Origin of the sequence: uncultured Campylobacter sp. (assembly GCF_938039205.1) — a bacterium.
Classification (GTDB): domain Bacteria; phylum Campylobacterota; class Campylobacteria; order Campylobacterales; family Campylobacteraceae; genus Campylobacter_A.
In genome coordinates, this window is sequence record NZ_CALHVM010000019.1 from 1 (window position 1) to 18,100 (window position 18,100).

Here is an 18,100-nt window from a genome sequence, read left to right on the forward strand (position 1 = left end):
GCTGCGCAAACGGCGTGAGCGTCGTAAATATCGACAACGGCTTCGGCGCCGCGTACAACGCGAGCCTGATAAATCATCTCTGAATTTACGCCGCATGCGAGGTAAATTTAACGGCTAAATTTAAAAGGAAAGCGTTGCGAGAGGAAAATTTAAGAGAGCAAAAAAGCGCCGCAAGGCTCGTGCAAAAGCCGCAAATAAGACAAAGCGCGCGAACGAGGCTAGCGTTTTTAGCCGCGGCGGTTTTGATTTTAGCGATCGAAATTTACATAGCGATCTGCGTAAAGGACGGCTTCGTGCGCCACTACGCGGGCGACGTTTTGGCGGTTATCTTGCTTTACGCTTTGGCTCGGGCTGCATTTAGCGCGCCGCCATCAAATTTGCCGCTTAAAATTTTCGCATTTGCGGCGGCTTTGGAGCTCGCGCAGTATTTTGGTGCAGTGCAAATTTTAGGCATAGAAAATAAAATTTTAAAAGTAATGATCGGCGGGACGTTTGATTTTGCCGACCTACTCTGCTACGCTGCGGGCTGCGTCCTGGCGGGCGTTTATGAAAAATTTGAAAGTAAAATTTAGCAAAGGAGAAGCGATGGATAAAGAAAAAGCCGTGCAAAAGATGACCGAGGTCATGGCGAAATTCGTCGGCTACACGGGCAAGGTGCTGCCTGACGACGTGACGGCGAAGCTGCTGGAGCTTAGTGAGCGCGAGACACAGCCGCTGGCGAGAGAGATCTACAAAACGATGTTTGAAAACCAGCGCCTTGCAAAGGAGCTAGGCCGTCCGTCCTGCCAGGATACGGGCGTGATCCAGTTTTTCGTGCGTTGCGGAGCGAACTTCCCGCTCATCGGCGAGCTTGAGGAGCTGCTGCGAGAGGCCGTACTGAGAGCGACGTGCGAAGCTCCGCTGCGCCACAACAGCGTCGAGACATTTGACGAGTACAACACCGGAAAAAACGTCGGCAAAGGCACGCCGAGCGTATTTTGGGAGATCGTGCCGGATAGCAGCGAGTGCGAGATCCACACCTACATGGCTGGCGGCGGCTGTAGCCTGCCCGGCAAGGCGACCGTGCTGATGCCGGGCATGGGCTACGAGGGCGTCGTGAAATTTGTGATGGATATAATGACCAGCTACGGCATAAACGCCTGTCCGCCGCTGCTAGTGGGCATAGGCGTGGGTACCTCGATCGACGTGGCATCCTTGCTATCTAAAAAAGCGCTGATGAGGCCGCTAGGCTCGCGAAATCCAAACGACCGCGCCGCGCTAACCGAAAAGCTGCTCGAAGAGGGCATAAATAAAATCGGCCTAGGCCCGCAAGGCATGAGCGGCGCAAGCTCGGTTATGGGCGTGCATATCGAAAACTGCGCCCGCCACCCAAGCGTCATCGCCGTCGCCGTAAACGTGGGCTGCTGGTCGCACCGCAAAGGCCACATCGTCTGGGACGCGGAGCTAAATTTTGCCGTAAAATCACACAAGGAGTTCGCGCTATGAGTAAGAAAATTTTAACCACGCCGATCGCGCCCGATGATCTAGCGGATATCAAAATCGGCGACGTGATCTACCTCAGCGGGCACATTGTCACCTGCCGCGACGTGCCGCACAGACGCGTCGTGCAGGAAGGCCGCGAGCTGCCGGTGGACATCAGAGGTGGCGCAATCCTGCACGCGGGGCCGATCATCAGAAAAACGGGCGAAAAAAGCTTTGAGATGGTCTCTGTGGGGCCGACGACTAGCATGCGGATGGAGAAATTTGAGCGCGAGTTTATCGCTAAAACGGGCGTGCGCCTCATTGTCGGCAAAGGCGGCATGGGTGAGGGCACGATGAGCGGCTGTAAGGAGTTTGGCGCGATACACTGCGTATTTCCCGCGGGCTGCGCGGTGGTGGCGGCTACGCAGGTCGAGCAGATCGAAAGTGCCGACTGGACGGAACTTGGGATGCCAGAGACCTTGTGGAAATGCCGCGTGAAGGAGTTTGGCCCGCTCATCGTCTCGATCGACGCGCACGGAAATAATCTTTTTGAGCAAAACAAGGTCAAATTTAACGAGAAAAAGGACGCGGCACTGGCTGAAATTTTACCGCAAGTCGGGTTTATAAAGTAGCTAAATTTAATAAAATAGCCCATCAAATGCGCTTTAAATTTTACGTCAAAATTTACAAGATTTAGACTAAATTTAAAGCGCCTTTGAATTTAGTCTATCTTTTTCATTCTCGTCTTTAAATTTTAAAGGACGCTGTTTATCGAATCTTCTAAAATTTCTCGCGTTTTGATAGTATGCTTAGTGCTAAGTTTAATTAGTTTTTCCAAGTCCTTATCTTTATAAGCTTCTAATATCGCTCTGTGTTCACCATTAGATAGCTCGATGTGCGATTTTTTATACAGTAAAGATAGCGAGACATAAGGGATCGCAGCTGTTATTAAAGTTTCTACGATGTTAAACGTTCTGCCGCCGATTTCACTCTCCCAAAAACACTTATGAAAATCAGCGTTTAGCTGCGCCCACTCATTCACATCCTTACATTTTTCTATTTTTTGCTGAATACTCAAAGCTTTTTCAAAATATTCTTCACTGTAATTTTTAAATCCGTCAGCAATCAACTTCGACTCCAATAAAATCCTTAAATCATAAATTTCATTTGCATCTTTATAACAAAGCCCTTTAACAACAGCGCCCCTATATGGATCAAACCTTATTAATCCCTCAGTAGTAAGAATCTTCAAAGCTTCTCTTGCAGGCGTTTGACTGACATTAAATTTCTTTGAAATTTCGTTTTGCGTAAGTCTAGTCCCAGATTTTATTTTGCCATTTAATATCTCTTGGCTTAAATTATGAACGATAAATTCCGTAGTAGTCATAGGACGGTTTGAGCTATTGTATATCATCTATGCAAATCTCCATTTTTGGAAGTATTATACAAAAAAGCAATATTAAAATAGCCCAAACACTTAAATTTAAAAATTTTCAAATTCGTTTTTGATCTCTTGTTGTGATACTTGATTTGCGATCAAAATCATAAGGAGTAATCTCGCTTTGACCGCAGATAACCATCCAGACATTACACATCCGCTATTTTGTAGATCAATCTCAGAGCCTTTGTATCCGTAAGTTTTAGTGGCGCACATACCGCTGCCGGTTCTTGAAGATACGACGACCGGAATTTTTAGTTTTTTTATCTCATCCATCATTTCAAACGACACGTGTCCTGCCCCAAAGCCATCTATAACAATGCCGTCAAATTTAGAACCTCCAATAAGCTTGATAATCTCTCCGTCGTTATCTAGATAGCTTTGCACTATAGCTACTTTCGGAAAAACTTCAGAAGGTAAAGAATAAATTTTCCTACTTATAGCACAAGATAGATATTTGGCGCTACCTTCTACCACCAGCCCCTGAATACCTGCATTTACGGATACGAAAGTTTGTAACGAAAAAGTATTACTCTTGTGTACCCATTTGGCACTATGGATAGTATCGTTTAGTACTACCAAAACGCCTCTGTTTCTACTTTTTGGTTCAAGCGCGACGATTACCGACGCATATATATTACCTGCACCATCGGCACTTATATTATCGGCATTTCGCATAGCACCAGTTATTACTAGCGGAGAGGCTTCGTCCCATATTAAATTTAAAAAAAACGCACTTTCCTCTAGAGTGTCGGTTCCTTGCGTTATTACGACGCCATCGGCGCCGTTTTTTACTTGCTCCTTGGCCCATCGATAAACCAACACAAGATTGTCTAACTTCAAGCTACCACTTGGCAAGGCTAATATGGTTTCAGCTTTTATATCAGCCATATCTTTTAGTACAGGAACAGCAGCAATCAAATCGGCGGCACTAAAACTTGGCTTTACTCCGCCTGCATTACCGCCCGCGCTCATGCAAATAGTTCCGCCTAACGCACCAATTGAAATTTTAGGTTTTGACATACTCTCTCTCCTTTTTTTATTAAAATTATGAAATTATACCACTTTTTTTATTATATATCAAATATTATATATAATATATCAAAAAAGTGGTATAATACTTTCTAGCCAAAATTACATCATGAAAGGAGTAAAAATGTTAGTCGCAGCACAGTGCATTATGGTGTTAACGCTATTGTTGATGATAACTGGCAAAACACCACTTTATACTACAGCCATAGTAGGATCCGCTATTAGCACACTAGTGGCTGGTTTTCCAATCACTGGGGGCAAAGAAGTAGTTTCTTTAATGTCTTTAGTTAACGGTGGATTAAATCCGGTAATAGCCGATATGACGGGAATTTTAATGTTTATAGGCGTCATGCAAGCAAGCGGTTTCTTGGATGTTATAATTCGCAATATAGTAAGACTAGGCAACAAACTAGGCGGAGGTGCTGGAGTTGCTACCGCAGGCGGTATAGCTGCCGGAGTCATCGGAATGCTTACCGGTTTTACACAGCCTGCGATTACCGCCGTCATCACAGGAACAGCATCCACTAAGCTAGGCGTAGATCCGGATAGATCAGCGGGTATTCACGGACACGCTGGTATTCTTGGTAACTACGGCGGATTTACACATCCTACGCAAGTCGCTGTCATAGCCGTTACAAATATCGGCTTTGGCCTTATCAATGTAATCGGCACGCTGGTTTCTCTTTGCGTTTTTGCTTGCGCACTATTTAGACTAAAAAGAATACAGAAAAAAGAGGAAATTTCAATCTCTAAAGAAGAGATGGAGAAAATTTCAAAAGAATTTGAAATAAATGACAGCGGAATTCCTGCGTGGAAAGCCTTTTTACCTTTTGTAATGTTATTTGCAGGTTTTATCCTTGGATATCCAGTCTTTATAGTAGGTATAGCAAGCGCTATCTTTACTATACTTCTATCGGCCTTAAGTTTTCAAAAAGGCGAAAATGATATGCTTGAAGGAGTTAGTAAAATAGCAACCCCTTTAGTTGCAACTATAGGCTTTTTATTTATGAGCGGCGTCATTAAGCAAATAGGACTAGCTGCTGTTATCGGCGATCTTTTTACTCCTATGCTTACTCATGCTCCGCTTCAAAGTATGCTTTTAGTTTCGGCTTTAGCAGGGCTAGTTACGCAAAGCAACGCAGCATCCGTAGCCATAACTATACCTTTCTTGCAAGCTGCCCTTTCGCTAGGCACGGCTAGTCCGCTATCTCTAGCCGTCATGGCCGCTGGCGGTAGTGCGATGCTACAATATTATCTAACCGGCGGTCCGGTCGCAGCTCTTGCAACCGTTATCCCAGTTATTCCAAATTCCGAACTTAAGGCAGCAAACAAATTTCAGCGCCCAAATATGCTATTTGGACTAGCAGTTTTGTTTGTGTTGTCTTTTGTTTTTTCTATTTTTTAAACTTCATAATGAGCTATCTTTTGGTAGCTCATTAATTTTTTACTTCAACTCGCCCCAATCCTTCGCCACGTTTAGGCTCGTTTTTAGCGGTACGTTTAGTTTATAAATTTCTTGCATTATCTTTTGCGCCGCTGCGCCAAACTCCTCAGCGTAGCCATCCTCGACCTCGAAAATCAGTTCGTCGTGTATCTGCAAAAGCATTTTCGCGCGCGGACTTAAAAGCGGACGGATTTTTACCATCGCCATCTTGATGATATCCGCAGCCGAGCCTTGAAATATCGTATTTACCGCCTCGCGCTCATACATCGCCGTTTGCATCGGCGTCGCGGTAGTAAAGTCAAATAGCCGCTTTCTACCCAGCAGCGTACGCACGAAGCCCTCGTTTTTCGCGGCGGTTTTTATCCCTTCTAAAAAGCCTTTTATCGTAGGGAAAGCTTTAAAATAGCGCTCGATATACTCCTTTGCCTCGGCGCGCGTGATACTTACCTGATTTGCCAGCTTGCTCGAGCCCATGCCGTAAATGAGACCGAAATTTATACTCTTAGCCACCGCGCGGTTTTGCCCTTCGGCACTGCCAAATATACTAATCGCAGTGCGCGCGTGGATGTCCTCGTCGTTCGCAAACGCCCGCAAAAGCGCCTCGTCGCGGCTAAAATGCGCAAGTAGCCGCAGCTCGATCTGCGAGTAGTCAAGGCCTACGAAGCTAAAGCCGCTTTTAGCCTCAAAGCAGCCGCGCACGTCTTTTGCCAGCGCACCGCGAGCCGGGATATTTTGCAGATTCGGGTTTTTAGACGAGAGCCTGCCGGTGCTCGTTCCCGTCTGGATAAAGTTCGTGTATATCCTGCTATCGGCATCCTTTTTAGCCAAATTTAGCAGCGGCTCGCAGTATGTGCTTTGTAGCTTATATAGCTCGCGGTACTCGAGTAGTTTTTCGATGACGGGATGCTCGTCGATGAGCTCGGCTAGCACGGCCTCGTCGGTGCTGTAGCCGGTTTTTGTTTTTTTCTTTACGGGTAGTTTTAGGTGTTCAAACAGCACTGAGCCTAGCTGCTTAACGGAGTTAATATTAAAATTTTCGCCCGTTAGCTCGTAAATTTCGCTCGTCAGCGCCTTGATTTTAGCGTCGTTTCGCAGGATCAAATTTTGCATTTTCCCCTGGTTTATCGCGATACCCTCGCGCTCCATATCAAAAAGCGTAAGAATGAAAGGAAACTCGTGTGTATCGGCAAGTGCGAGCAACTCCGGATCAAGCAAATTTAAAAAGCTTTTGTAAAACTTCAGCGTTATCCAAGCATCCTCGGCGGCGTATTTGGCCGCGTTTTCCAGCGCCACGGACGCGAAGGTCTCGCCGCGCTTTACCACGTCTTCAAATTTAATCGTGTCGTAGTCGTAGAGGCGCTTAGCTAGCGCGTCCATACCTACGCTTGAGCCTGGATCCATGAGCCAGGCCAGTATCATCGTATCTTTAAAATTTACGGGCGGCTCGAGTCCTAGATTTCGCTTTACGACCTTAAAATCGTACTTCAAATTTTGCCCGATCACGCAGCCTTTGTAAATTTGCCCTATCGCCCAGGCGGCAAATTTCTCGCTCACCTGCTTCGGCGCGCCCAGATACTCGTGCGACACGGGCACGTAGTAGGCTTCCTCGTCGTTAAAGCAAAAGCTAAAGCCGACCAACCTGGCGTTTTGCGTATCGACGTCCGTGGTCTCGGTGTCAAAGGCCACGAGCGTGTCCGCGTCTATATTTGCCAGCAGTCGCTCGATCTCGCCCTCGTCCGTTAAAAGCCGCGCGTTAAAGCCGAGCTTAAATTCCGCGTTTTCGCCCGCGTCTTGGCTATTTTGCAGCGCTTTTAAGAGGCGGTTTAGATCGTATTCACGAAGAGTATCGGCGACCTTTACGAGCGGATTTTGCTCGGGAAATTCCGCTCTTTTTAGATCAAGCACGCCAGGCACGTCGTCAAAAAGCGAGGTTAGGCGCTTGCTCAAAAACGCGCTCTCTCGGCCTTCTGCTAGCATACTGCGGATGCGTTCGTTTCGCACTAGCGGCAGGTTTTCGTAGATGCCTTCGAGGCTGCCAAATTCGTTTAGTAGCTTTTTCGCGCCCACCGCGCCGATGCCTTTTACGCCTGGGATATTATCCGAGCTATCGCCCGCGATCGCGAGAAAATCGCGTATGTAGCTTGGCGGAACGCCGTATTTTTCTATGCAGCTCGCGCTATCGTGGTCGATCTTGCTTTGGGGGCTGTAGATGCTCACTTTGCCGTCCTCGATGAGCTGATAGAGGTCTTTATCGTGCGTTACGATACGTACAAATATACCCCTCTGCTTGCACTCCTTTACGACGCTAGCGATGATGTCGTCGGCCTCGTAGCCTTCGCGGCTCACGGCAGCTAGACCCATTTTTTCTATCATTTCGATGCACACGGGCAGCTGCTCTTTTAGCGCGGCTGGCGGCTCGGAGCGGTTGGCTTTGTATTCGCCCAGGATCTCGTGGCGCAGCGTTTTGCCCTTGCTATCTAGCGCAAAGATGATGTAGTCGCTGGCAAACTCCTGGCGCAGATTCATGATAAAGCTAGCAAAGCCGCTCACCATGCCGCTTGGCTTGCCCTCGCGGTTTTTTAGTCCGCTCATCGCGTAGTAAAGCCTGAAAAAAAATCCGAAAGTGTCGATGATCGTTAGCGTTTTTTGGCTCATTTTTTATCCTTTTTTTGGGCTAATTTTACAAATTTTAGGCAAAAAGTAGGCTGATTTTAGGATAAAAATGGGCCAAAAATTAAATAGCAGTCCAAGCGCACCAATGATATTAGCACGCAAATTTGTGCGTCAGCCGCCACCTGATGTATCTATTGAAACATCTTCGCCGTCGTCTATTTCATATACTATTTTACCGTTAATGAATATTTGCACTGCTTTTTTCCTTATGCAGGTGTTTTTTAAATGGTTTAAAATCAATCTTTAATTTAGGCACACCATAGCTATCCGTAATGAGTCCACAAATAGCAGAGCATACACCATTAACTAGATTTTCATCAAATTTGTTGCTTCCTAGCCACATACCAGCCTTATATTCGCCTATATATTTGGCAAAATACTCATCTCTCGGATTAAAGCACTCTAGTGATGGATATTCGTTTTGACTATAAGGCTTATCGCTCATCATTATGCTGTATTCTTTACAAAGGTTAATTAAATCACTTATATTGCTAACTTCGTAAGTCTTGGGCAAATTCTTCATTGTAAGTTCTTGGATGGTTATTGTAAATTTATTCATAGTCTATATCTTTATTTGATTTCTACAGAAACACCGTGCTTAATACTGTTTTTAAACATTTTTTGATTTCTCATAGGGGATGAATTAACATAGGCTTTTCCAGTATCTTTATCTATATGAATTACGTAAAATATAACGCCTCCGCCATCGGAATTAGCTGTGCAGCCTATCATAGTATCTTTTGTAAAGCCGCGTTCTTTAACGTTTTCGATTGGCCAAGGACGATAATTTTTATAAACACTCATACGTTCTGCTACTGGAGTTCCTCTTGAAGACGGATTAGCTTTTATGCCAGCAAGTATCACATCCTTATCATTGCATTTATATTCTCTTGCGTCGGCACTTATCGCCAGCAGAGATAGCGCAACCAAGCTAGCTAAAATCGTTTTTTTCATTTTTGTATCCTTTTTCAAATATTTTTACCGACTAATTTTACAAATTTTAGGCAAAAAAACGGCTGATTTGAAAGCAAATTTAAAATTTAGCGGCGCGGGGTAAGCGCGGGAGCGGTCAAATTTGAGTTAAATTTGACGCTAAATTTGAGCGGGTAAATTTAAAAAGTAGTCAAATTTGAGCGGCCAAATTTAACCGCTCAAATTTAAATCACAAAGCCTAAGCCTCTATCGTAACTGGCCTATCAAACGCCGTTATACTCGGCAGTTCGCCTTTAAATTTCTCGATCTGCACCATGCTCGTGTGCGCGGTGTTGCTTTGCGAGAGCTGCGAGCTAGGCACGTCTTTGGTTAGCACGTTTATGTTGCCGTGTTTGCATAGGCTACGCTCGCCCCAGACGGCAGGATCGTACCACGCGCCCTCGCTTACGATCACGACGTTATCTTGCGCGGTGTCGCTTACCAGCGCGCCGCAGAGTATCTCGCCTCGGTCGTTGTAGATCCTCACTACGTCGCCCGTTTTTATGCCGCGCGCCTTTGCCGTGGCGGGGCTGATGAGTGCTGGTTCGCGGTTTGCGATCTCGGCGTAGTTGCGGATGAGCGAGCTGTTTAGCTGCGAGTGGAGCCTAAATTTAGAGTGCGCGCCGCTGATGGCGATAGGATACTTGCTCACGTCGCCGCCCAGCCACTCAAACGGCTCCATCCACGTCGCGTGCGGCGGGCAGTCGGGATAGCCTAGCTTTTCGACCGCTTCAGAGTATAGCTCGATCTTGCCAGACGGGGTTTTTAGCGCGTTTTTCTCTGGGTCGGCGCGGAAGTCAGCGTAGTTTGTGAAGTACCGCTTTTTCTCGTCGATCTTATCAAATTTGACATATCCTTTTTGCCAAAACTCATCAAATTTCGGCATCGCTATGCCCATGCCTTCAGCCTTTTGAACTGCATCGGCGTAGATTTCCTTCACCCACTCAAGCTCCGTTTTGCCCTCGCTAAAGGCCTGTTCGTACTCCTCGCCCCACTGCGCGCAGATGAGCCGCGCGATCTCAAAGTCGCTCTTGCTCTCGCCCGCGGGCTTTACTAGCGGTTTAATGGCAAAAAGGTATTCGCTAGTAGAGTTTGCAAACTCTATATCCGTGCGCTCGCACTCAAGAGCAGCTGGCAGCACGATGTCGCTGAGCCTCGCCGTACTCGTCCAAAAGGGCTCGGTGGTGATGATCGCTTCGATCTTTTTCATCGCTTCGACCGCGCGGTTGGTATCGGGATGACGGGTGAAGGTCGAGCCGTTGGCGTTAAACATCACGCGAATGTGCGGCATAACGTACTTTTTGCCGTTGCGCTCGATCTGCTTGCCCGGCTCCATGATCGCATCTATAAGCCTGCTGTTTGGTATCTCGTGGTATTTAGCTTTGGCTAGCTTGCCTTGCGGAGCGATGTATTTTTCGTTTACCGCGGGGTTAAAGGCCTGAAGCTTTGGCGCGACGAAGCTAATATCTGCGTTTTTATGCATCTGATCGTTCATCACGTAGCCGCGCCCGGTCTTGCCGATGTCGCCTAGCATCGCAGCTAGCGTGATCAGCGCCCAGTACGCCATCTCGCCGTGGTGCTGACGCTGGATAGAGTATCCTGTAACTATGAGCGTGTCTTTTTTAGCCAGAGTATCCGCTAGATTTTTTAGCTCCTTTTCGCTCACGCCGCAAATTTTACTCGCCCATTTTAGATCTTTTTTCACGCCGTCTTTCGCGCCTGTGAAATAATCCTTAAATTTATCGAACCCGACCGTGTAGCGCTCGATAAATTCCTTGTCGTAAAGGCCGTTTTCGTAAAGATAATCGCAAAGTCCGATCAGCATCGCCGTATCGGTGCAAGGGCGCACGGCGAGATAATCCGCGCCGAAATACTCTGCCGTTTCGTTGCGGTAAACATCGACGCTGTAAATTTTCATCTCGCCTTTTTTAAATTTATCCTTCATAATCTCGTAGTAGGCGTAGGAGTTGTGCATCGGAACGCCGATAGCGATCTTGTTTGAAACGACCGGATTCGTGCCCCAAAACACGATCGTTTTAGCCTCCTTTATCACGCCCTCCCAGCGTGTCGGAGCGTGCGTCGGATCGATAGAGCCCGTCACGTGAGGTAAAAATGCCGTCGCCGCGCCGTAAGAGTAGCCGCCAAGCTCGCTCACATAGCCTCCAAGCGCGTTTAGCATGCGCTTTGCAGTGCGCTGCGAGTGGCCGACCTTGCCGAGGCTACCCCACTGATAAAGCTGCCCGTAGATGGCCTCCGAGCCGTATTTGTCGAAGTTTTCTTTTAAAATTTTAGCGCTTAGCTTTATCGCCTCGTCCCAGCTAACGCGCACGAAGGGCTCTTTGCCGCGAAGCTCGGGTTTTGGATTTGACGGGTCTGCGAGGAAGCTTTTGCGCACGTATGGGTATTTCACGCGCGTTTCGTTTTGGATGTGATCGCTTAGGGCGTTGTTTAGCACCGTTGGCATCGCGTCGCCCTCAAATGGCTCGGTACCAACGACCCTGCCGCCGATGGTTTGGACGTAAAATGCGCCGAATTTATTCGCGCAAAGCCCCATCTGCTCGTCAAATATCGCCTGCGCCGCCGCGTCAAATTGCTTCGCCTGCGCCGATGCCGCCGCCAGCGCGCCTAGTTTTAAAAAATCTCGTCTTTTCATGGTTGTCTCCGTTAAATTTAAATTTGATGGTTGATTTGGTTTAAATTTAGCGGGATTTATGGAGTTAAACTTTGCATCGTTTGCCTTTTATCGTATTACGCGACCTCGCGTCTTGGCGGCGATTTTACTAAATTTGGGCTTAATTATCGTTTTAGCGGCGATTTTAAAAATAGCGTAAATTTAGGCCAAATTTGATAATATCTCATCAAAATTTAAAGGAAGCAAATGTCAAATTTAAAAGCCGAATTTGAGATAAAGCCTAGCGCCGAGTATAAAGCCATGACGCGCGAGGTGGGCAAGATAGTCTATAAGGGCGATAAATTTATGCGAAACATACGTATATGCGACTTTACGGCGTCGGCTCTTGGCATGTTTTTTATCACGCTTTTGTGCGTCAAATTTTACTTCAGGGAGCTTAGCCAATTGCTTAGGGATTACGGTTTTAGCGGCGTGGAAAATCTAGCCTACCTATCGTGGATGGCCGCGTTTTTTACTCTGCTTTACGCTACTGGGCTGCGGCCTTGGCTGCTTACTCGCGCGCTGATAAATAAAGCAAACTACGGCGAATTCGGACCAAAAAGCGTGATCTTAGAGGATGAGTTTTTCGTGCAAAAGAGCAAATTCGGCGAGGGCAGATACAGATACGCCGTCATCAGCGACGTGCGATATGTGGGTAAGTTTGTCGTCGTTATCATCGCAAACTCCATGTTTTGCGCCGTGCCGCGAGAGGCTTTCGCAGACGGCGGGGCGGAGTTTTTAAGCGAGATAAAAAAACGCGCGAAGCTAGACGCGTAAAATCAAATTTAGGATTTAAAATGAGCGAATTTGACGAGCTAAGTTTACACGAGCCGTTTTTAAAAGGACTGCGTAATCTAATAAACGGCAACCAAGCTAAGCCTGAGGATTTGGTAGAAATTTCGCACGAAATTTTTGATTTTGAAGCGATGGCGACCGTGACGTGGGAGTTTTACGGCAAGCGCGAAGAGAGCAAGATAGCAGGCGGCGCAAAGGAGCAGATACACTTCGGAGGCGACGTGCGCGGCTACGAAAATCACGCCAGAGAGTGCTTGCTGCAGGCTAGAGATAGCGCAGATCTGCGTGAAATTTTACTCACCGAACTACGCCAAGACGCAAAAGAGGCCGTCGCAAAATCAGGCGGCGCGGTTAGGTATTACGATTTTAAGCCATTTAGCATGAGCGAACGCTGCGACGAGTGCGGAGGCGACGGGCAGACGCGCTGCGGCGAGTGCGGCGGACGCGGTAAAAAAACCTGCTCTAGCTGCGGCGGACGCGGACGACAAAGCTGCTCCATGTGCGGAGGCAGTGGCGGCGTAAATCGCCCTCACACGCAGTATAACTCAGACGGCAGCACCTACGTGACGTATCGCTACGAGAGCTGTTCATCATGCGGCGGTAGCGGCTCAAATACCTGCTACGGCTGCTCAGGATCTGGCACGGTTAGGTGCGGCGGATGCGGGGGATCTGGCTACGTGCAGTGCGCCCAGTGTAGCGGACACGGATACTTTACCACGGTAGCAAACATCGGCGCCTACGCAAAACCAAGCGTAAATTTACGCATAAAATCGCGCGCCTACACCGACGAGCTTTTAGACTTTTTATGCGCTCGCACCTGCAAATTTCTCTCGCAAACGATACCGTTTTATCAAGACGAAGAGAGCGGAGACGAGAGCTTGCATCTGTTTTCTTACGTGGGCTCTAGCGCAATAACGCGGCTAAATTTTATCCTGCTAGGCAAGGAGTACGAGGCGGTGGGCTTTAGCAACCCGCCCTACGCATTTATCAGGCCGCCGTTTTTCGACGATCTTTTCGCAGACGAGATATCTATGCTAGAAAAGATTGACGCCGACGGCAAGATAACTAGGCGCGAGGCGTTTAAATTTTTTACGCGCTACTGCTCGCAGCCCGCTCTTGACTCCGCGCTAAAGCGTATCGCTAAAACAGGCGGCGCGCAAACCGAGGCTGCAAACGCCGTGATAGAGGCCTGCGACGGCTATGTCTCAAGGGGCGCGGCGAGCAAGCTAGGCGAAACGATGAAAAAATGCCTGGATAAAATCTCTCCCGTTTACTCGCCTGCGGTTTGGTTCGGGCTGGGCTCGGTGTTTTGGCTGATTGCGCTAGTTTTTACGGCGGGATTTTTGGGCGAAAATTTAGCCGAGCACTACATCATGGCGCCTATTTATACGCTTATATTTTTGACTATTTGCGCAGGTATGGCTTGGTGCGTCTTGGCGCCTCTTAGTGCGCTGGTTACGCTGATTCGCCGTAGTGCCGTGCCTAAAGAGTACCGCCAAAGCATGCGAAACAAAGAGGCTTTTTCGCTGTTTTTTAAAATTTTAGCAGGCTTTGGAGCGGTCGGCGCGATCTACGGCGCGATATCTAGCTTTGGTTACGCTCCGACCCTTATGCAGCTTGACGAGCGCTTTGAGGCGTCGCGTAGTCTGGAGGCCAAATTTCGCGAGATGACGGCTAAATTTGATGGCTCTAGCGACCAAGAGCGCGAAGCAAACTCCACCGCCGCAGCCAAAACCGCGCCGCAGATGACGCAAAAAGATAAAATTTTATACGTGCAAAAGGCTATCGGCGTCAAGGCCGACGGCATCATGGGCGCGCGCACGCTCAAAAAGGCGCAGGAGTTTTTGGACGCAAATTTGACGAACGCGGATGAAATTTACGAAGCCGTAAAAGCAAAAGAAGCAAGCCGCGCAAAGTGATTGATTATATCTCATTTTAGGAGGATAAAATGCCAAAAATCAACTGGGACGGAAGGTCTGCGGGAAACGGCGCTTGGGTATATGAGGGCAACGAGCTAAAGCCCAAATACGGCGCAACCACGCACAATACGTTTGAATTTGACGGCGGCGTGCTAAAGCCCAAAACAGGAGCCAACTCCTCTAACACCTTTGAGTTTGACGGGAGAAAAATAAAACCCAAATACGGCGCAAACTCAAGCAACACTTGGGTGATACAAGGCAACGTCGTTAAGCCTGATTTTGGTTCAAACTCGAGCAACACTTACGACATAAACAAAGCTCCTATCGCCGTCATAATAGGGCAAGTCTGCCTAAAACTGTGGTAGCGGCAAGACGAGCCGTTTGTTTTAAAACTTACGATTTTGGCGCGCGACCGCAGTAAATTTGACTCGGCTTAAATTTAGCGCTCAATTTTAGCAACCGCCGCAAGCTAAAATTTAAAACAGATCCGCTACTCCAGACGTACTCTATCGCCCATACGCCACGCCCGTTTACTTGCTTTTTGGATAGATTTTACACGAATTTTGGTTAAATTTCGTCTTAAATTTTATCGCATACTTTTGATTTGAATTTTAAAAGCAAGCTTTTGATATAAATCATCAAAATTTTACGCTAATTATGATAACATTTCCCAAAAAAAGGAGAAAAAATGAATAACGATCACGCGACCAAAACAGAACCTAAGCGCCCGCTAAGCAAGCTAGTTCGCGTTTGCGACGCCATTGCCGTGATGCTTTACCTTGTTATCGTGGGCGGATTTTACCTCTACATCGGCCGCAACGTCGGCGTGCAATACGACTACTACGAAAAGCCTTTTGTTTTTTGCTTACCTTACGTCATCTGGTTTGCGACGACGCTAGCGATGATTTACGTTGCCTTGGTGCGCGAAAAGCTTAAGACGCTCTAAACAGCGATAAGTCTATCGCCCAAAACCGCTAAATTTATAAAATTCGCGATTTTTGGCAGTAAAATTTGCGTTGTTTTGGATTATTTGCTTTTTGCCGTAAATTTGGAAGCCTTCCGAATATCAGACTAAATTTGCTCTTTTTATACCCGTGCTTTTGAACGGCTAATTTTATAAATTCGTTTTTCACGCATCTTTTAGGCACGGTGCCTCGAAATTTGACTAGGCTTAAATTTAGCGCTCAATTTTAGCAACCACCGCAAACTAAAATTTAAAACAAATCCGCATTTTTGTCGCTATTGTAGACATACTCCATCGTCCGAGCTATCCTCTGGGCTTCGTCCTGCCCGTGCATATCGGCGATAAAACCCAGAGCCTCGTCGATACCAGCACTCACTCCAGAGCCGGTGTAAAATTTCCCGCTAACGCACCACCTAGCAGCACGCACCCAGCGTACGCTAGGAGCCTCCGAGGTCGCCCACTGCCATGACAGCTTGTTACTTGTGGCCTCCACGCCGTCCAAAAGCCCTGTTTTAGCTAGCAAAACCGAGCCCGTGCATACCGCGATCACGTACTCGTGTCTGCGCGATAGCTCGCCTAGAGCCGCGATAAACTCGCCATCATGCGCAAGCTCCCTAGCCGCAAAACCGCCCGGCACGAGCAAAATATCAAATTTGGCGATCTCGCTTAGCTTTCGCGTCCAAATTTTAGCACTCGTACTGCCGCCGACAAGTCCGCCAGTAGCCGAGAAATACTCTATCTCGTAGCACTTTCGCCCGTCATCCAGCGCCCTAGATAGCGCCTCGGCGGGTCCTAGCGCGTCCATCGTCGTAAATCCCTCAAACAGCAAAACATTCACCGCCTTCATCGCGATCCTTTGTCAAATTTAGTTTCAAATTTAGCCCAAATTTGATTACGAGCGGCTAAAATTTAATGAGATTTTTCGCATTTGCGAGGTAAAATTACAAAATCATTTTAAATCGAATTTAAGGAAAGACGATGCTAAGCGACAGAGAAATAGAAGCGAGCGCAAAACCGCAAAATATCGTAAAAATCGGCGCAAAACTGGGGCTAGGCGAAGAGGCGCTAGATACCTTCGGCAAGCTAAAAGCCAAGATCGAACCGCAACTAGGTAGCGCGCCCGGCGCAAACCTCATCCTAGTTACCGCGACCAACCCGACACCCTACGGAGAGGGCAAAACGACCGTAACCGTGGGATTATCTGACGGCTTAGCGCGTATCGGCAAACGCGTGTGTGCCGCGCTTAGAGAGCCAAGCCTTGGGCCGGTTTTTGGTATAAAAGGCGGAGCGACCGGCGGCGGCTACTCGCAGGTGACGCCGAGCGAGGATATCAACCTGCACTTTAACGGCGACTTTCACGCTATCACCTCGGCAAACAACCTCATCGCGGCGATGCTAGATAACCACATCCACCACGGCAACGCCCTAAATATCGACCCTGCGCGCGTCGTTTTCAAACGCTGCATGGATATGAACGACCGCTCGCTACGAGAGATAGAAATAGGCCTTGAAAAGAGCAATAAATTTACTCGCAAGGACGGCTTCGTCATCACCGCCGCTAGCGAAATAATGGCGATCCTCTGCCTCGCGACCGATCTAAAAAATCTGAAAAAGCGCGTCGAAAATATAGTCGTCGCCTACGATAAAGAGGGCGGCCTCGTGCGCGCAAAATCCCTAAACTGCGCCGACGCCGTCTGCGTCCTGCTAAAAGAGGCGATAAAACCAAACCTCGTACAAACGCTAGAAGGCACGCCTGTGCTCATCCACGGCGGACCTTTTGCAAACATCGCGCACGGCTGCAACAGCGTGATCGCAACCAAAACGGCTCTAAATTTAGCGGGCTACGTCGTGACCGAGGCTGGTTTCGGCGCCGAGCTAGGAGCGCAAAAATTCCTCGATATCAAGTGCCGCACCGCAGGACTTGCGCCAAAATGCGTCGTGCTAGTAAGCACCATCCGCTCGCTAAAATATAACGGCGGATGCGACAAAGACGGCATCTCGCAGCCAAATTTAGACGCGCTAAAGCTAGGCGGCGAAAACCTAAAAGCCCACATAGAAAATCTAAAAAATTTCAACCAAAACGTCATCGTCGCACTAAATAAATTCGCGACCGATACGGACGAGGAGATCGCCCACGTGCGCACTCTTTGCGAGGAGTCGGGGGCTGAGTTTAGCGTGTGCGAAGGCTTTTTAAAAGGAAGCGTGGGCACAGAGGATCTAGCCAAAAAAGTCGCGCAAATCTGCGAAAAGCCGGCTCGCGAGATAAACTTCACCTACGATGCGAACGACTCTGTAAAGACCAAAATCGAAAAGATCGCGACTAAAATTTACGGCGCAAAAGAAGTGGTCTTTAGCCCACGCGCGCAAGTTGATCTAGCCGAGATTTCGCGTCTAGGCTTTGACGGTTTGCCGGTTTGCGTCGCAAAGACGCAGTATAGCTTTAGCTCGGACGCTAAGTTGCTCGGACGACCCAAGGGCTTTAGCTTCGAGGTTAGCGCGCTTGAGATCCGCGGCGGAGCGGGCTTTATCGTGGTGGTTAGCGGATCAACTATGCTGATGCCGGGACTACCAAAAGTACCTGCCGCCGAGCAGATGAAAGCGGAGTAAATTTAACTCGCCGATCCGTCAAATTTGAGTGCGAAATTTGTTCGGTCGGCGGAGTTTTTTGAAAAATAGAGGCGAATTTAGCGGAAATAACGCCGAGTTCGCCTTTTAAATTTGACCACTTTGT

General features: G+C 48.0%; 16 protein-coding genes and 1 pseudogene. 10 read left to right on the plus strand and 7 right to left on the minus strand.

The window, feature by feature from the left end; translation table 11 throughout:
• The 4 genes and pseudogenes from Q0394_RS02460 to ttdB form a co-directional block, all read left to right on the plus strand.
• Positions 1 to 83 (plus strand): annotated as a pseudogene (locus tag Q0394_RS02460) (1-(5-phosphoribosyl)-5-amino-4-imidazole-carboxylate carboxylase); the annotation flags it as partial.
• A 51-nt stretch (positions 84 to 134) separates the two neighbouring features.
• Positions 135 to 572: a DUF2809 domain-containing protein gene (locus Q0394_RS02465; RefSeq protein WP_298945413.1), complete on the plus strand. Its 438-nt coding sequence runs from the start codon at positions 135 to 137 to the stop codon at positions 570 to 572.
• A gap of 13 nt (positions 573 to 585) precedes the next feature.
• Positions 586 to 1,485 (plus strand): L(+)-tartrate dehydratase subunit alpha, encoded by a 900-nt coding sequence (ttdA, locus tag Q0394_RS02470; RefSeq protein WP_298945414.1) that lies wholly within the window; start codon positions 586 to 588, stop codon positions 1,483 to 1,485.
• Positions 1,482 to 2,093 (plus strand): L(+)-tartrate dehydratase subunit beta, encoded by a 612-nt coding sequence (gene ttdB, locus Q0394_RS02475; RefSeq protein ID WP_298945415.1) that lies wholly within the window; start codon positions 1,482 to 1,484, stop codon positions 2,091 to 2,093. Before ttdA ends, ttdB begins: the two co-directional genes overlap by 4 nt.
• Before the next feature lie 122 nt (positions 2,094 to 2,215).
• Here ttdB and Q0394_RS02480 read toward each other — a convergent pair whose 3' ends face one another.
• Both Q0394_RS02480 and Q0394_RS02485 read right to left on the minus strand, forming a co-directional pair.
• Complete coding sequence (locus tag Q0394_RS02480) at positions 2,216 to 2,875, minus strand: GntR family transcriptional regulator (protein ID WP_298945416.1); 660 nt, start codon at positions 2,873 to 2,875, stop codon at positions 2,216 to 2,218.
• A gap of 69 nt (positions 2,876 to 2,944) precedes the next feature.
• Positions 2,945 to 3,922 carry an asparaginase gene (locus tag Q0394_RS02485; RefSeq protein WP_298945417.1) on the minus strand — a complete coding sequence of 326 codons (978 nt, stop codon included), beginning with the start codon at positions 3,920 to 3,922 and terminating at the stop codon, positions 2,945 to 2,947.
• Positions 3,923 to 4,055: 133 nt separating this feature from the next.
• Between Q0394_RS02485 and Q0394_RS02490 the strand changes: the two genes are divergently transcribed.
• Positions 4,056 to 5,336 (plus strand): citrate transporter, encoded by a 1,281-nt coding sequence (locus Q0394_RS02490; RefSeq protein WP_298945418.1) that lies wholly within the window; start codon positions 4,056 to 4,058, stop codon positions 5,334 to 5,336.
• 39 nt (positions 5,337 to 5,375) lie between these two features.
• Here Q0394_RS02490 and polA read toward each other — a convergent pair whose 3' ends face one another.
• The 4 genes from polA to Q0394_RS02510 form a co-directional block, all read right to left on the minus strand.
• A complete protein-coding gene (gene polA / locus Q0394_RS02495; protein WP_298945419.1) occupies positions 5,376 to 8,030 on the minus strand; it encodes a DNA polymerase I in 2,655 nt (884 codons plus the stop codon).
• Positions 8,031 to 8,226: 196 nt separating this feature from the next.
• A complete protein-coding gene (locus Q0394_RS02500; protein ID WP_298945420.1) occupies positions 8,227 to 8,607 on the minus strand; it encodes a hypothetical protein in 381 nt (126 codons plus the stop codon).
• Positions 8,608 to 8,618: 11 nt separating this feature from the next.
• Entirely contained in the window at positions 8,619 to 9,002 is a 384-nt protein-coding gene (locus tag Q0394_RS02505) for a hypothetical protein (protein WP_298945421.1), read from the minus strand.
• Between the two features lie 217 nt (positions 9,003 to 9,219).
• Positions 9,220 to 11,673: a molybdopterin-dependent oxidoreductase gene (locus Q0394_RS02510; protein ID WP_298945422.1), complete on the minus strand. Its 2,454-nt coding sequence runs from the start codon at positions 11,671 to 11,673 to the stop codon at positions 9,220 to 9,222.
• A 225-nt stretch (positions 11,674 to 11,898) separates the two neighbouring features.
• On the opposite strand from Q0394_RS02510, the gene Q0394_RS02515 reads away from it, so the two are divergent.
• From Q0394_RS02515 to Q0394_RS02530, 4 genes are all read left to right on the plus strand, one after another.
• Positions 11,899 to 12,468: a YcxB family protein gene (locus tag Q0394_RS02515; protein WP_298945423.1), complete on the plus strand. Its 570-nt coding sequence runs from the start codon at positions 11,899 to 11,901 to the stop codon at positions 12,466 to 12,468.
• A 20-nt stretch (positions 12,469 to 12,488) separates the two neighbouring features.
• Positions 12,489 to 14,405 carry a hypothetical protein gene (locus tag Q0394_RS02520; RefSeq protein WP_298945424.1) on the plus strand — a complete coding sequence of 639 codons (1,917 nt, stop codon included), beginning with the start codon at positions 12,489 to 12,491 and terminating at the stop codon, positions 14,403 to 14,405.
• 29 nt (positions 14,406 to 14,434) lie between these two features.
• Positions 14,435 to 14,770, plus strand: coding sequence for a hypothetical protein (locus Q0394_RS02525; RefSeq protein WP_298945425.1), 336 nt, complete (start codon positions 14,435 to 14,437; stop codon positions 14,768 to 14,770).
• A 323-nt stretch (positions 14,771 to 15,093) separates the two neighbouring features.
• Positions 15,094 to 15,351: a hypothetical protein gene (locus Q0394_RS02530; protein ID WP_298945426.1), complete on the plus strand. Its 258-nt coding sequence runs from the start codon at positions 15,094 to 15,096 to the stop codon at positions 15,349 to 15,351.
• A 268-nt stretch (positions 15,352 to 15,619) separates the two neighbouring features.
• Here the strand turns inward: Q0394_RS02530 and Q0394_RS02535 are convergent, their stop codons facing one another.
• Positions 15,620 to 16,216, minus strand: a complete 597-nt coding sequence (locus Q0394_RS02535; RefSeq protein WP_298945427.1) for a DJ-1/PfpI family protein — start codon at positions 16,214 to 16,216, stop codon at positions 15,620 to 15,622.
• 131 nt (positions 16,217 to 16,347) lie between these two features.
• Between Q0394_RS02535 and Q0394_RS02540 the strand changes: the two genes are divergently transcribed.
• Complete coding sequence (locus Q0394_RS02540) at positions 16,348 to 17,976, plus strand: formate--tetrahydrofolate ligase (RefSeq protein WP_298945428.1); 1,629 nt, start codon at positions 16,348 to 16,350, stop codon at positions 17,974 to 17,976.
• Positions 17,977 to 18,100: the final 124 nt, after the last annotated feature.

Coding starts and splice junctions, on each gene's coding strand:
- ttdA (WP_298945414.1), top strand. CDS start 586: ATGGATAAAGAAAAAGCCGTGCAAAAGATGACCGAGGTCATGGCGAAA.
- ttdB (WP_298945415.1), top strand. CDS start 1,482: ATGAGTAAGAAAATTTTAACCACGCCGATCGCGCCCGATGATCTAGCG.
- Q0394_RS02480 (WP_298945416.1), bottom strand. CDS start 2,875: ATGATATACAATAGCTCAAACCGTCCTATGACTACTACGGAATTTATC.
- Q0394_RS02485 (WP_298945417.1), bottom strand. CDS start 3,922: ATGTCAAAACCTAAAATTTCAATTGGTGCGTTAGGCGGAACTATTTGC.
- Q0394_RS02490 (WP_298945418.1), top strand. CDS start 4,056: ATGTTAGTCGCAGCACAGTGCATTATGGTGTTAACGCTATTGTTGATG.
- polA (WP_298945419.1), bottom strand. CDS start 8,030: ATGAGCCAAAAAACGCTAACGATCATCGACACTTTCGGATTTTTTTTC.
- Q0394_RS02500 (WP_298945420.1), bottom strand. CDS start 8,607: ATGAATAAATTTACAATAACCATCCAAGAACTTACAATGAAGAATTTG.
- Q0394_RS02505 (WP_298945421.1), bottom strand. CDS start 9,002: ATGAAAAAAACGATTTTAGCTAGCTTGGTTGCGCTATCTCTGCTGGCG.
- Q0394_RS02510 (WP_298945422.1), bottom strand. CDS start 11,673: ATGAAAAGACGAGATTTTTTAAAACTAGGCGCGCTGGCGGCGGCATCG.
- Q0394_RS02515 (WP_298945423.1), top strand. CDS start 11,899: ATGTCAAATTTAAAAGCCGAATTTGAGATAAAGCCTAGCGCCGAGTAT.
- Q0394_RS02520 (WP_298945424.1), top strand. CDS start 12,489: ATGAGCGAATTTGACGAGCTAAGTTTACACGAGCCGTTTTTAAAAGGA.
- Q0394_RS02525 (WP_298945425.1), top strand. CDS start 14,435: ATGCCAAAAATCAACTGGGACGGAAGGTCTGCGGGAAACGGCGCTTGG.
- Q0394_RS02530 (WP_298945426.1), top strand. CDS start 15,094: ATGAATAACGATCACGCGACCAAAACAGAACCTAAGCGCCCGCTAAGC.
- Q0394_RS02535 (WP_298945427.1), bottom strand. CDS start 16,216: ATGAAGGCGGTGAATGTTTTGCTGTTTGAGGGATTTACGACGATGGAC.
- Q0394_RS02540 (WP_298945428.1), top strand. CDS start 16,348: ATGCTAAGCGACAGAGAAATAGAAGCGAGCGCAAAACCGCAAAATATC.